Origin of the sequence: Flavobacterium microcysteis, from assembly GCF_006385255.1 — a bacterium.
GTDB lineage: Bacteria > Bacteroidota > Bacteroidia > Flavobacteriales > Flavobacteriaceae > Flavobacterium > Flavobacterium microcysteis.
In genome coordinates this window covers 264,784-278,213 of record NZ_VFJE01000050.1, presented here as the reverse complement: position 1 = coordinate 278,213, position 13,430 = coordinate 264,784, and the positions used below count along the sequence as shown (strand labels likewise).

Here is a 13,430-nt window from a genome sequence, read left to right as displayed (position 1 = left end):
ATTTTTAAGTTTATTACCAGATTTTAACTCTCTTGTCTGGTTCTACATACATTCCGTCTCCTTTTTTGATTTTGAATGCTTCATAGAATGCGTCCACATTTTGAAGTGGTACATAAGCTCTGTACATTCCTGGCGAATGCGGATCTGTTTTTACCTGATTCTTAATCGCTTCATCACGAGCTTTGGTTCTCCAAATAGTCGCCCATGAAATAAAGAAACGCTGTTCTGGAGTATATCCATCAATCAATCCAGGACGTCCATTTGCTTTTAAGTACAATTGCAAACCATCATAAGCTGCATTTACACCACCTAAATCTCCGATGTTTTCACCTAAGGTAAATTTACCGTCAACATAAATTCCAGGTAGCGGCTGCAAAGCACTGTATTGGTCTGCCAAAGCACCGCCCAATCCTGTAAACTGCTTCAAGTCTTCATCAGACCACCAGTTTACCAAGTTTCCATCAGCATTATATCGAGATCCTGAATCGTCAAATCCGTGTGAAATCTCATGTCCAATTACAGCTCCGATTCCTCCATAATTAACAGCTTCATCTGCTTTGTAATCATAGAATGGCGGTTGTAGGATAGCAGCCGGGAAAACGATTTCATTATATGAAGGGTTGTAATATGCGTTTACAGTCTGAGGAGACATAAACCATTCGTCTTTATCAACCGGCTTGTTTAATTTCTCGATGTCATCTTTATAGTTCCAACGAGCTACATTTTTCATGTTTTCAAAATAAGTTCCTCCTTTTTCAGGAGCAACAATTGTCAATGTAGAATAATCTTTCCATTTGTCAGGATATCCAATTTTGATTCTTGACTTGTGTAATTTTTCAATGGCACTGGCTTTTGTTGCTTTTGTCATCCAAGGCAATCTGTTGATTCTGTTTTCAAAAGCCAAAAAGATATTTTTGATCATCAATTCCGCTTTGGCTTTAGCTTCTGGCGGGAATTTTTCTGCAACGTATAGTTTTCCTAAAGCTTCACCAATTGTTCCGTTTACAGTTTGCAGTGCTCTTTCGTCACGAGGTCTTTGTTTGATTGCTCCTGTCAACGTTTTTCCATAGAATTCCCAGTTTGCTGTTTCGATTTCTGTAGAAAGTGTTCCTGTAGCTCTGTTGAGCAAAGTCCATTTCATGTATTCTTTCCAATCCTCAACTTTATTTTGTTTGAAGATTTCTTCTAAAGAAGTCATGTATTTTGGCTGAGATACGATAACCGAATCCAATTTTGGAAGTCCGATTCCTGTCAGGTACGTATTCCAGTTAATAGAAGGAGTCAGTTTCTGCAAATCAGCAATAGCCATCGGATTGTACGTCTTTCTTCTGTCTCTTCTCTCCACTCTGTCCAAACGTGGCTTAGCCATTGCAATTTCCAATGCTAAAATCTTTGCCGCATTTTTCTTTGCTTCTTCTGGTTTTTCGCCAAGATATTGCAACATTCTTGCAACGTGCAACTCGTATTTTTCTCTTTTTTCTTTAGAATCGGCTTCATCAGAAACATAATAGTCTCTGTCTGGAAGACCTAAGCTTCCCAAACCAACAGTCACTACATTTCTGTTACTGTTTTTAGCATCAGTTCCTACTCCGGCTCCTGTAAATCCAACGCCACCTGTTGGCTCCATTTCGATCATCAAGGCCTGAAGGTCTTTTACATTTTTAACTGCATTGATTTTTGCCAAATACGGTTTCAGAGGAGCAATACCTTGTTTGTTTCTTGTTACCGTGTCCATAATGGACTTGTAAAGATTTACAGCCTTAGCCTGATCCGATTTAGGGTCCAGCTTTTTATCTGCTGCAGCTTTCTTAAGGATAGCTAACGCATCTTCATCTGTTCTCTGACGAAGTTCGTCAAAACTTCCCCAACGAGTTCTGTCGGCAGGAATCTCTGTATCCTTTACCCATTTTCCGTTAACAAATTTAAAGAAGTCGTCATTGGGTCTTACTGACAAATCCATGTACTGGATTTCAATCCCAGGATGCTGTGATTTTTCCTGAGCATTTGCCGAAATTGCGGCTAAAATCATGGCCGTAAAGGACAGCATACCCTTATTCGAAATTATTTTCATATAAAAACTCTGTTTGTGTTGCACAAATTTAAAAAGTAAACTATTTGCATCGACTTATATAACTGTTAAAATAAAATCTGCATGATGCTTTCTTTTGTAATTTCGCAAAAATTTCTTCACGATGCTTACCTTTTTTAAAAAATATAGAATTTTCTTTCTTGTCCTTTTCTTATTATCAGCGACTATTATTACACTTTTCTATTTTGCATTAAAACCGCAAAAGACACTCAAGATTTATAATCCTGCTGATGTCAATCCTGAAATGGTAGACACTACCGTGCAGTATGTAAAAAAATACCATACCATTGATGATTTTTCGTTTACCAACCAAAACGGCAAAACGATAACTCAGAAAGATTATGAAGGAAAGATTTATGTAGCTGACTTTTTCTTTACGACTTGTCCGTCCATCTGCGTACCGATGGGCGAAAATATGGCCTGGCTTCAAGAGCAGATCAAGGACAATCCTAAAGTAATGCTGCTTTCCCATACTGTAATGCCTGACATTGATACGCCTGAAGTATTAAAAGCATATGCCATTAAAAAAGGAGTAATAGACAGCAAATGGAACCTGGTTACCGGCGATAAAAAAGACATCTATTATATTGCCCGAAAATCATATCTGGCAGTAAAAACTACAGATTCCAGCGAATTATATGACATGGTACATACTGAAAATTTTGTCTTGGTAGATGCAAAAAGACGAATCAGGGGATTTTATGACGGTACCAAACCTGAAGAAGTGCAAAGACTTCTGGAAGACATTAATTTTTTGTCCACTGAAAAATCAGAATAAAAAAAGAGAGGCTTAATGCCTCTCTTTTTAGTAATCCCAAAGGTTATTGTTTTTCTTTTTTCTTTTTGCTATCATCAATAATGGCTCCCGTTCCGGCACCTACAGCAGCTCCAGCCAAACCGCCGATAATAGCACCTTCGCCTTTTTTCTTAGAAACGGCTGCTCCGGTAATCGCTCCGGCTCCGGCTCCAATCACAGCTCCTTTCGCCGTATTGCTCCATCCTTTTTTCTTCTGTGCAGCAGTTGCGGGTGCAGCAGTCTTATTCGCTGAAGCCTGAGCGGCCTTAGCCTCAGCTGCGGCTACCACAGCATTCATAGAATCGATTGTTCTTTGTTTGGCCAGTGCTTCTTCTTTTTCTTTCATTACCACTTTCATAGAATCGATCTCACGCTGTTGCTTTAACATTGCATTTTCACTGGCCGTATCTTTACAGGCTGAGAAAATAATAACTATAAATGCGGCATACATTAGCTTTTTCATGACTTTTATTTTTGATTATGCTATAAAATTAAGCTTATAAAACTGAGTAATTTTATAGGATTGCACTATAATTTTATAAAACTTAAATGCAATATTTTCTAAAAAAAGACCTTATTTAATCCAAAAAAACGCTGTAATTACTGATGTTTTACGGCATTTTTTTATTTAACAAGCCTACTTCAATAATAATTCCTATTTTTGTAATCTAAATTGAATCTAAATAAGGCTTGAAAACTTTAGCACAGCTCAAAATCGGTCAGAAGGCACTGATACTCGACGTTAATATCGACACGATTCCTTTAAAATTGCTTGAAATGGGATGTCTTCCCGGCAATTTTGTAGAGCTATTGCAGATTGCTCCTCTTGGCGACCCACTATATATTGATGTCAATGACAGTCATGTTGCCATTCGCAAAGAAACTGCCCTTGCTATAACTGTTGAAGTCGTGAATGAAGCTCTATGAGTCATAAAAATCTTAAAGTCGCCCTTATAGGCAATCCAAATACCGGAAAAACTTCTGTCTTTAACCAACTTACAGGATTGAAGCAGCAGGTTGGTAATTATCCCGGAATAACGGTTGAAAAGAAAATCGGCTTTAGCAAGCTGACCGAAAACCTGAAAGCCACCATTCTTGACTTGCCAGGAACCTACAGCTTAAATGCCAGTTCTATTGACGAGAATGTGGTGATTGAACTGCTGCTTAATAAAAACGATGCTAATTATCCTGATGTTGCCGTTGTTGTTACCGAAGTAGAAAACCTTAAACGAAATCTGCTTCTTTTTACACAGATAAAAGATTTGGAAATCCCTACAATCCTGGCTATAAATATGTCGGATCGGATGGATTATAAAGGAATCAGTCTTGACATTCCTTATCTTGAAGAGCAATTAAAAACCAAGATAGCGCTTATAAGTTCTAGAAAAAACATCGGCATTGACAATTTGAAACACCTCATAGCTGATTATAAAACGTTATCTACAGAACCTTGCCTGAATGCATCGAGTATTGATGTTGATTATTTTGACAAGCTTCGCCATGCTTTTCCAAAAGAACTGCTTTATAAATTATGGCTTGTCATTACGCAAGATGTAAACTTCGGAGAATTGGAACGAAAAGAAATTGCTGAAAAATCTTTTGCAAAATCCAATTCCGAACTAAAAAAAATGCAACAGAAAGAGACTATCAAACGATACCAGTTTATCAATGATGTTCTCAAAGTTGGATATACAATCGATTCATCCAAAGCTAAAGGTGTGAGGGCAACGCTCGACCGAATCCTGATGCACAAAGTTTTTGGATACGTTATCTTCTTTGCCATTCTGATGCTAATTTTCCAGTCGGTTTTTTCTTGGTCAAGTATCCCGATGGATTTTATTGACGAAAGTTTTGCCAAACTGGCCAGTCTTTCAAAAGAACATCTTCCGCCTGGCTTGCTAACCGATCTTGTTTCGGAAGGAATCATACCGGGAATTGGTGGGGTTGTGATTTTTATACCGCAAATTGCCTTTCTATTCCTTTTTATTTCTGTATTGGAAGAAAGCGGCTATATGAGCCGTGTGGTTTTCCTTATGGATAAGATCATGAGAAGGTTTGGACTTAGTGGAAAAAGTGTGGTGCCATTGATTTCAGGAACAGCCTGTGCGATTCCTGCCATCATGGCATCGAGAAATATTGAAAACTGGAAAGAGCGACTGATAACCATACTAATTACTCCTTTCACAACTTGTTCTGCAAGACTACCTGTATATGCTATTCTGATTGCCCTGATTATTCCCGATAAAAGAATTCTTGGCATTTTGAACCTGCAAGGACTGACCTTAATGGCCTTGTATCTTTTAGGTTTTTTTATGGCTATATTTTCTGCCTACATCCTAAACAAAATATTAAAGATAAAATCCAAGTCTTATTTCGTTATTGAGATGCCTAATTACAGGTTGCCATTATTCAAAAATGTGGCCATCAACGTAATCGAAAAAACAAAATCTTTTGTGGTTGGAGCTGGAAAAATTATCCTTGCCATTTCGATAATCCTTTGGTTCCTCGGATCTCACGGTATGTCTCACGAATATGCAAATGCAGAAACTATTGTCAAAGAAAGAATCCAGAAGCAAGGACTAACGCGATTCAACCAAAATTATATCGACAACACGCTTTCAGAACATTATACAGCCTTGCAAGACAGCGTTGCGAAAAACATTTATAAGATTAATAGCCAGGACATCGCTGATTCCATAGCTGCCAAAAAAATAGAACTTTTTGAAAAAGTAGAAAATCAGGAAATTTCCAGTTTTAAGCTCGAAAAATCCTTTATAGGCGTTTTAGGAAAAGGCATAGAACCTGTCATCAGACCTTTGGGTTATGACTGGAAAATTGGTATTGCGGTTATTACTTCCTTTGCAGCAAGAGAAGTATTTATTGGTACGCTGGCTTCAATCTATAGTGTGGACAGCGAAGAAGAAGCAACCATAAAAAGCCGAATGGAAGCCGAAGTTAATCCGGTTACGGGTGATAAAATCTTCAATTTTGCGACGGGAATATCGCTGTTACTTTTTTATGCTTTTGCGATGCAGTGTATCAGTACGCTTGCAATTACAAAGAAAGAAACCAACTCCTGGAAATGGCCTGTTATACAGCTGGTTTTTATGAGCACATTTGCCTATACCGTTTCGTTAATTGTCTATCAAATTTTGAAATAAGGCAGTGTTTATCATTTCCTTGGCAAAAGCCAAAGAGTTTAATTTTTAACTTTGTGATATGAATATACAGGAAATCATAGCATACCTACTTGTGGCAGGAGCTTTTGCTTTTCTTGTCAAGAAATTCTTTTGGAAAAAGAAGAAGGCAGGAAATTGTGGCAATGATGATTGCGGATGCCACTAAACCAACTTGACAAAAAGATTGCTTGCAATTTTATTGGAGATAGTAAGTTCTTTTCCGTTCACCTTTATTCGCAAAGACAAATCGAAACTTTCTTTGGATAGAAACTCTATTTTTGATCCCAAAGCAATTTCTTGTTTATCAAGATATTTTAAAAATTCCGAAGACGTATCTTTTACACCAACACAAATTCCAAATTGGTTTTCTGACAATTCCGAAAGCAGCTGTTTTTCTATTTTTACAATCCTTCCTTCTCTATCCGGTATAGGGTCGCCATGTGGGTCTTCTGTAGGGTTGTCTAAAAAATCATCCAGTTTATTGATCAATTTTTCTGACTTGATGTGTTCCAGCTGTTCGGCTATATCATGAACCTCATCCCATGAAAAACCTAGCTTTTCCACTAGAAAAACTTCCCAAAGGCGGTGCTTTCTCACAATCATTTTTGCAGCTAACTTCCCTTCTTCAGTCAAAGAAACGCCCTGATATTTTTTATAATTGACTAGGCCTTTATCAGCAAGTTTTTTCAACATATCTGTAACCGAAGAGGCTTTAGTCTCCATCTTTTCGGCAATAGCATTTGTACTAACTTCAGAGTCTGAAGCTGTTGTAAGATGATAGATTGTTTTTAGGTAGTTTTCTTCTGAAAAAGTCATTGCAAAATATTTAAAATGTAAAGGTAACCTACTTCTTGACAATAAATAACGGAATCGATATTTGATGGCGCAATTTATCAACAGTAGTTCCAAAAAGCAAATCCTTGAAACCGGTATGTCCATGCGTACCCATCACCAAAATATCAAAACTTCCTGCATTTACGATTTTCGGAATCACTTTGCCCGGTTTGCCAAATCCCAATTGAATCTCGACATTGAAACCTTTTTGAATCAGCATTTCTTTATATTCGTTCAGGAGTTTTTCATCAATTGTTGTTTCATGGTCCTGGATATTTTCACCATACATCATGGCTCCAACCGTTTCCACCACATGAATTAATGTATACTTTGCTTCAATTCCACCCAGTTCAAAAGCACTGTTTATGGCGTTCTCATCTGCTTCGGAAAAATCGACAGAAATAGCAATATCCTTTTTATTATAGGTTGCCTTTTCTGAAAATTTAAGAGTCAGGTTATGCGGTGAATGGTTGTAATTTTTGGCTTTTGCCTTGGCTATAAAAGGTTTAAAAACAATATATAAAAGCAAAGCCAGAAACCCAATTGCCAAAGGAACAACCGTCAGCCAAAGAACCAAGGGATTCTCCGCATTTTCTATCCATCCGCTAATCTCATCATACACTAATTTTGCGTTAAGCGAAACAATGGTCGTTGCGATAATCCAGGCCGCTACTTGGGTAATTTTTCCAATATGGAAACCTTTCATCTTTGACTTGTCGCTTACAAAGTGGATCAGCGGAATAATAGCAAATCCCAATTGGAGGCTCAAAATTACCTGGCTGAAAATCAAAAGTTTTCCGGTAACCTGCTCGCCATAAATCATAATGACAATAACAGCAGGCACTATGGCGATTAATCTTGTAATTATTCTACGTACCCATGGCTGTATTCTTAAGTTCAGGTAACCTTCCATAACAATCTGTCCGGCTAACGTTCCAGTAATCGTAGAGCTTTGTCCTGCCGCAATTAAGGCAACAGCAAAAAGAATTGGTGCCCATTTTGTTCCCAAAAGCGGTTGTAAAAACTGATGTGCATCCTGAATCTCTGCCACATGAAACATCCCATTACGATAGAATGTTGCTGCCGCCAAAATCAAAATAGCCGCATTCACGAAAAAAGCCAGATTTAATGCTATCGTTGAATCGATAAGGTTGTATTTCAAAGCCTGTTTGATGCCCTTTTCCGTCCTATCGAACTTTCTAGTCTGTACCAGCGAAGAATGCAGATACAAGTTATGGGGCATTACAGTCGCACCAATAATACCAATGGCGATATACAATGCTGCTTCATTAGGTATGGATGGAATCAGTCCTAATACGACTTTATCAAGTTCCGGTTCGGCAAATACCATTTCAAACACAAAAGAAAAACCTATTATCGCTACCAAGGCAATAATAAAAGCTTCCATTTTCCGAATGCCTTTATTGATAAGGAATAACAGCAGAAAAGTATCCAAAACCGTAATCAATACACCTTCAATCAAAGGAATATCAAATAAGAGATTAATCCCGATTGCCATTCCCAATACTTCTGCAAGGTCGCAGGCCGCAATAGCAATCTCCGCTAAAAAGTAAAGAATATAATTGATAAAAGGAGAATAGGTTTCTCGAGACGCCTGAGCCAAATCTCGCTGCGTCACAATTCCAAGTCGGGCACTCAAGCTTTGCAAAAGCAGCGCCATAATATTGCTCATCAGAAGTACCCATAAAAGCGTATAACCAAACTGGCTTCCTCCAGCTATATCTGTCGCCCAGTTTCCCGGATCCATATATCCAACACTAATCAGATAGGCCGGACCCAAAAAAGCCAGCACTCTTCTAAATGCCGATTTTTTGTTTTGGGTAGCAACTGACCCGTGTACTTCTTCAAGTGATTTACCCATACAAACAATTATTGATACAAATATAATTATTTTATTTGCTTAGTAAAATATAATTTTTAGTTTTGTCTAAAAATAATTTGACTTAAATGAAAAATATAATTTTACTCCTATTAATCTTTTCGTTTCAAAACTTTTACGCACAAGAAAAAGGTGCTCTTTCCGGAAAAATTACTTCAGAAGGAATTTCAATTGCCGATGCCGATATTAAAATCTTAGGGACAAATTTTGGTACTTCCACAGATAGCTTAGGTCATTATACTATTGAAAACATTCCTGCTGGGAATTACAAAATTCAAATGGCTTATGTAGGCAGCAAAACCATGAGAAAAAACATTACGATTAAAAAAGACGAAACTCTGACCATAAATGCTGAATTAGAAAATGACAAAAATTCTTTGGAAGAAGTTGTTATCAGCGGTACTTTAAAACCAGTCAGTCGTTTGGAAAGTCCCGTTCCTGTAGAAGTATACAAGCCTTCTTATTTCAAGAAAAACCCAACAGCAAATATTTTTGAAGCATTGCAAAATGTAAATGGAGTACGTCCTCAGCTAAACTGCAATATCTGTAACACCGGCGATATCCATATCAACGGATTGGAAGGACCTTATACTTTGGTTTTAATTGACGGAATGCCTATCGTTAGCGGATTATCTACAGTTTACGGATTATCCGGAATCCCGAATTCGTTATTAGAACGAATTGAAATCGTAAAAGGTCCTGCATCATCCTTATACGGAAGCGAAGCTGTTGGCGGACTAATTAACATCATTACCAAAAGCCCATCCAATGCTCCACGATTTTCAATCGACGGCTTTAGCAATTCCTGGGGAGAAGTCAACATAGATGCAGGATTCAAAGGTAATATCGGCCAAAATTCTTCTGTTTTATTAGGTGTCAACTATTTCAATTACAGCAATCCAATAGACAACAACCATGATAATTTTACAGATGTCACACTACAGCATCGTATTTCTGTCTTTCAAAAGTGGAATCTGGGCAGGAAAAGCAACAAATTATTTTCACTTGCCGGCCGTTATTTTTATGAAGACCGTTGGGGCGGTGAAATGCAATGGGAGAAAAAATACCGTGGTGGAGATGAAGTTTATGGCGAGAGTATTTACACCAAAAGATATGAGCTGCTAGGAGCCTATGAACTTCCTATTGAAGAAAAAATGCTGTTTTCATTTTCGTATACAGACCATGATCAAAACTCTGTATATGGAAACACGCCCTATATGGCCCAACAGCGAATCGGATTTGGGCAACTGACCTGGGATAAAAAAATATCCGGTCACGATTTACTTTTTGGAACCGCTGTCAGATATCAGTTTTACAACGATAATACACCGGCTACTTCAACTGCCGACAAAACCTGGATTCCGAGTGTTTTTGCACAGGACGAAATCAAATTCAATGACAAGCACAGCATCTTGCTTGGCGCACGATATGATTATAATAGCGACCACGGTTCTATTTTCACACCTCGTTTTGCTTATAAATTCAAGGCAACCGATAATGATATTATTCGTTTGAATGCCGGAACAGGATTCAGGGTCGTGAATCTGTTTACGGAAGAACACGCCGCCTTGACCGGATCTAGAGAAGTTGTTCTTGCAGAAGAATTAAAACCGGAAAAATCGTATAATGCCAACATCAATTACCTGAAGAAAATCTATACTGAAAACGGTACTTATATTGGTCTTGAAACAGCAGCCTGGTATACTTATTTTACGAATTCTATCCTGCCAGATTATGATACTGACCCAAACAAGATTATTTATAAAAACCTAGACGGGCATGCCGTAACTACTGGAGTTAGTACCAACATAGACATCGTTTTCCAAAACGGATTAAAATTTATTCTTGGAGCCACCTATATGGATGTTTCCAAAACCGAAAACGACATCAAGACAAGACAAATCCTGACTGAAAAGTTTTCAGGAACCTGGGCGATTTCCTATCGAATTCCAAAATTGTTTCTCGATATTGACTATACTGGAAATGTGTATGGCCCGATGCGTTTGCCATTGCTTGGAGAACTGGATCCGAGAAAAGAATATTCGCCAACATGGAGCATACAGAACATTCAATTCACTTATAATAAAATAAAAGATGTCGAAATTTATATGGGTATCAAAAACTTACTGAACTGGACACCAAACAAGGGGAATCCTTTTATCATTGCAAGAGCGAACGATCCTTTTGATAAAAATGTACAATACGGCCCGCAAGGAAATGTCCTGCCTACACCAGACAATCCGTATGCGCTGACTTTTGACCCAAGTTATGTTTATGGCCCAAATCAAGGCATCCGAAGCTTTTTTGGAGTGCGATATACTTTGAAATAATTATGAAAAAGTGGTTTCTCATACTAACATTAATAACGGCAGTCCCAACTTTTGCCCAACTCAAAACGCATACTTTTGAAGAAGCAGAAAAACTAGCCGCAGACACTCCCAAGCCGTATGTTATTTTTATGCATACGGATTGGTGCAAATTCTGTAAGATGATGGAAAACACTACTTTTAAAAACAAAGAAATCATAGCAACCCTGAACCGGAATTTTTATTTTATTTCTTTTGATGCAGAAAACAAAAAGGATGTCTTTTTTAATAAAACGGTCTTTAAATTCAAGCCAAAAGGAAACAATTCAGGCGTTCATGAATTGGCTACGGCTTTGGCTGAAAAAAATGGAAACACGACTTATCCGACAATTGCTATCCTGAATCCGGATTATTCCATAGCCGCACAGCTTCAATCGTATATGAATGCAAAAGACCTGCTTCAGGTTCTGGGTAAAATCCGATAAAATATTCGCTATTTTTGGAATATGAAAAAGTACCACTACATTTTTGCGGGATCGGGACTGTCTGCTTTGATGACTGTCTACCAGATGGTACTTTCAGGAAAATTCAAAGAAAAGAAAATCCTTCTTTTGGATGCTGATTCGAAAAAAAACAACGACCGTACCTGGTGCTTTTGGGAAAAGCCGAATGGGGATTACGAACATTTGGTGTACAAAAAATGGAATACGGCCCTATTTTCGGATATCAATTTTACACGTGATTTACATCTAAGTCCCTATCAATACAAAATGATACAGGGGCTGGATTTTTACAACCCTATTTTTGAAGTAATTTCAAACGAACAAAATATTGAGTTCCTCTCTCAAAAAATCACCCATTTTACAGAAGAAAATGACGGGGTTTTGGTTGAAACGGAAACAGAAAAATATTCCTGTGATAAGCTTTTCAATAGTATTTTAAATCCACAGGAAATTGTTGCGCAAAAAGAATATCCCTACTTGCAGCAGCATTTTATTGGATGGAAAATCAAAACTAAAGAACCTGTTTTCGATTCTGAAAAGGCCACTTTTATGGATTTTTCTGTAACCCAAAAAGGAAATACCCGATTTATGTATGTGCTGCCTTTTTCAAAAACGGAAGCCTTGGTAGAATACACCTTATTTTCAAAAGAACTGCTTCCTGAAAAGGAATACGAAAACGAAATTCGAGACTATTTCAAAAAATTAGGAATTACAAATTACGAATTGATTGAGAAAGAACAGGGCGCAATTCCAATGACTTGTTATCCTTTTTGGAAAAAAAATACTAAAAACGTAGTGAATATAGGAAGTGCCGGCGGATGGACAAAAGCGAGTACCGGTTATACTTTTAGAAATGCCTCAAAAAAATCAAAAGAACTGATTGCTTTTCTGTTAACTGAAAATGATTTCAGAAAGTTCCATAAAAAGACCAGGTTTTGGTTTTATGACTTGCTGTTATTGGATATCCTGGACAGGAAAAACCATATCGGAAGCCAAATCTTTTCCTCCATGTTTCGAAAAGGAAATCCGGCTCTTATTTTTAAATTTCTGGATGAAGAAACTTCCTTCATTGAAGACATCCGTGTAATTTCCAAATGCCCAAAAATACCTTTTCTTCAGGCATTGGTAAAAAGAATCAGAATATAAAACCGCTTATGAAACTATAACAAATCTTTATACTCTATTTTTTTACAGCACCTCAAAACTTCGTAACTTTGTATTCTTAAACTTTAAACTAACAGAAGTTATGTATCCAGAAGAAATGGTAAAACCAATGCGTGCTGAATTGGCTGACGCAGGTTTTGAAGAATTATATAGTGCCGGTGCAGTTGAAAACGCAATTGCAAAACCAGGTACCACTTTGGTTGTTGTAAACTCAGTTTGCGGATGTGCTGCAAGAAATGCTCGTCCGGGTGCAAAAATGAGCTTGGATGGTGCTAAAAAACCAGACCACTTAGTAACTGTTTTTGCTGGAGTTGATAAGGACGCTGTAGATGCAGCACGTGGATTTATGTTCCCTTTCCCTCCTTCTTCTCCTAGTATGGCACTTTTCAAAGATGGTGAATTAGTTCACATGTTGGAGCGTCACCACATCGAAGGCCGTCCAGCTGAAATGATTGCTGAGAACCTAAAAGATGCTTACACAGAATTCTGCTAAAAGATTTTAAACATCTTTATATCAAACCAACCCTTTCAGAGTTTAAAACTCTGAAAGGGTTCTGTTTTTAAAAAAGGATTCCAAAAACATGACAATTGTCATTTTCGATTCTAGGATAAAAGTCCTATTTTTGCCCCAGATTTAAAAAATCGACATAATTCTCTCA

General features: G+C 37.6%; 12 protein-coding genes. 8 read left to right on the top strand and 4 right to left on the bottom strand.

All coding sequences use genetic code 11. From position 1 onward, the window contains the following. Positions 1-13: 13 nt before the first annotated feature. Complete coding sequence (locus tag FJA49_RS03985; RefSeq protein ID WP_139999090.1) at positions 14-2,071, bottom strand: M13 family metallopeptidase; 2,058 nt, start codon at positions 2,069-2,071, stop codon at positions 14-16. A gap of 121 nt (positions 2,072-2,192) precedes the next feature. On the opposite strand from FJA49_RS03985, the gene FJA49_RS03980 reads away from it, so the two are divergent. Further along, entirely contained in the window at positions 2,193-2,867 is a 675-nt protein-coding gene (locus FJA49_RS03980) for an SCO family protein (RefSeq protein WP_139999088.1), read from the top strand. Positions 2,868-2,910: 43 nt separating this feature from the next. Here the strand turns inward: FJA49_RS03980 and FJA49_RS03975 are convergent, their stop codons facing one another. Then, a complete protein-coding gene (locus FJA49_RS03975; RefSeq protein ID WP_139999086.1) occupies positions 2,911-3,348 on the bottom strand; it encodes a YMGG-like glycine zipper-containing protein in 438 nt (145 codons plus the stop codon). A 227-nt stretch (positions 3,349-3,575) separates the two neighbouring features. On the opposite strand from FJA49_RS03975, the gene FJA49_RS03970 reads away from it, so the two are divergent. The 3 genes from FJA49_RS03970 to FJA49_RS03960 are packed head-to-tail and all read left to right on the top strand — an operon-like array spanning position 3,576 to position 6,230. Beyond that, positions 3,576-3,812 carry a FeoA family protein gene (locus FJA49_RS03970; protein ID WP_139999084.1) on the top strand — a complete coding sequence of 79 codons (237 nt, stop codon included), beginning with the start codon at positions 3,576-3,578 and terminating at the stop codon, positions 3,810-3,812. Beyond that, a complete protein-coding gene (gene feoB, locus FJA49_RS03965; RefSeq protein ID WP_139999082.1) occupies positions 3,809-6,046 on the top strand; it encodes a ferrous iron transport protein B in 2,238 nt (745 codons plus the stop codon). The genes FJA49_RS03970 and feoB overlap by 4 nt, the downstream gene beginning before the upstream one ends. Positions 6,047-6,104: 58 nt before the next feature. After that, entirely contained in the window at positions 6,105-6,230 is a 126-nt protein-coding gene (locus FJA49_RS03960; protein WP_082482145.1) for a FeoB-associated Cys-rich membrane protein, read from the top strand. On the opposite strand, the gene FJA49_RS03955 is transcribed toward FJA49_RS03960, so the two are convergent. Together FJA49_RS03955 and FJA49_RS03950 are read right to left on the bottom strand one after the other, a co-directional pair. Continuing rightward, the gene (locus tag FJA49_RS03955) at positions 6,227-6,880 is read right to left on the bottom strand and encodes a metal-dependent transcriptional regulator (RefSeq protein WP_139999080.1); all 654 of its coding nucleotides are present in this window, start codon (positions 6,878-6,880) and stop codon (positions 6,227-6,229) included. The two genes, FJA49_RS03960 and FJA49_RS03955, sit on opposite strands and share 4 nt — an antisense overlap. 28 nt (positions 6,881-6,908) lie before the next feature. Then, on the bottom strand, positions 6,909-8,780 hold the full coding sequence (locus FJA49_RS03950) for an Nramp family divalent metal transporter (RefSeq protein WP_139999078.1): 1,872 nt from the start codon (positions 8,778-8,780) through the stop codon (positions 6,909-6,911). A gap of 86 nt (positions 8,781-8,866) precedes the next feature. Between FJA49_RS03950 and FJA49_RS03945 the strand changes: the two genes are divergently transcribed. The 4 genes from FJA49_RS03945 (at position 8,867) to FJA49_RS03930 (ending at position 13,264) form a co-directional block, all read left to right on the top strand. Continuing rightward, the gene (locus FJA49_RS03945; protein ID WP_139999076.1) at positions 8,867-11,128 is read left to right on the top strand and encodes a TonB-dependent receptor; all 2,262 of its coding nucleotides are present in this window, start codon (positions 8,867-8,869) and stop codon (positions 11,126-11,128) included. Positions 11,129-11,130: 2 nt separating this feature from the next. Further along, the gene (locus FJA49_RS03940; RefSeq protein WP_139999074.1) at positions 11,131-11,589 is read left to right on the top strand and encodes a thioredoxin family protein; all 459 of its coding nucleotides are present in this window, start codon (positions 11,131-11,133) and stop codon (positions 11,587-11,589) included. A gap of 21 nt (positions 11,590-11,610) precedes the next feature. Further along, positions 11,611-12,753 carry a lycopene cyclase family protein gene (locus tag FJA49_RS03935; RefSeq protein WP_139999072.1) on the top strand — a complete coding sequence of 381 codons (1,143 nt, stop codon included), beginning with the start codon at positions 11,611-11,613 and terminating at the stop codon, positions 12,751-12,753. A 100-nt stretch (positions 12,754-12,853) separates the two neighbouring features. Continuing rightward, positions 12,854-13,264 (top strand): BrxA/BrxB family bacilliredoxin, encoded by a 411-nt coding sequence (locus FJA49_RS03930; RefSeq protein WP_139999070.1) that lies wholly within the window; start codon positions 12,854-12,856, stop codon positions 13,262-13,264. Positions 13,265-13,430 lie beyond the last annotated feature (166 nt).

What these genes read in the sequence shown, in the direction of transcription:
- FJA49_RS03985 (WP_139999090.1), bottom strand. Translation starts at nt 2,071, where the DNA reads ATGAAAATAATTTCGAATAAGGGTATGCTGTCCTTTACGGCCATGATT.
- FJA49_RS03980 (WP_139999088.1), top strand. Translation starts at nt 2,193, where the DNA reads ATGCTTACCTTTTTTAAAAAATATAGAATTTTCTTTCTTGTCCTTTTC.
- FJA49_RS03975 (WP_139999086.1), bottom strand. Translation starts at nt 3,348, where the DNA reads ATGAAAAAGCTAATGTATGCCGCATTTATAGTTATTATTTTCTCAGCC.
- feoB (WP_139999082.1), top strand. Translation starts at nt 3,809, where the DNA reads ATGAGTCATAAAAATCTTAAAGTCGCCCTTATAGGCAATCCAAATACC.
- FJA49_RS03960 (WP_082482145.1), top strand. Translation starts at nt 6,105, where the DNA reads ATGAATATACAGGAAATCATAGCATACCTACTTGTGGCAGGAGCTTTT.
- FJA49_RS03955 (WP_139999080.1), bottom strand. Translation starts at nt 6,880, where the DNA reads ATGACTTTTTCAGAAGAAAACTACCTAAAAACAATCTATCATCTTACA.
- FJA49_RS03950 (WP_139999078.1), bottom strand. Translation starts at nt 8,780, where the DNA reads ATGGGTAAATCACTTGAAGAAGTACACGGGTCAGTTGCTACCCAAAAC.
- FJA49_RS03945 (WP_139999076.1), top strand. Translation starts at nt 8,867, where the DNA reads ATGAAAAATATAATTTTACTCCTATTAATCTTTTCGTTTCAAAACTTT.
- FJA49_RS03940 (WP_139999074.1), top strand. Translation starts at nt 11,131, where the DNA reads ATGAAAAAGTGGTTTCTCATACTAACATTAATAACGGCAGTCCCAACT.
- FJA49_RS03935 (WP_139999072.1), top strand. Translation starts at nt 11,611, where the DNA reads ATGAAAAAGTACCACTACATTTTTGCGGGATCGGGACTGTCTGCTTTG.
- FJA49_RS03930 (WP_139999070.1), top strand. Translation starts at nt 12,854, where the DNA reads ATGTATCCAGAAGAAATGGTAAAACCAATGCGTGCTGAATTGGCTGAC.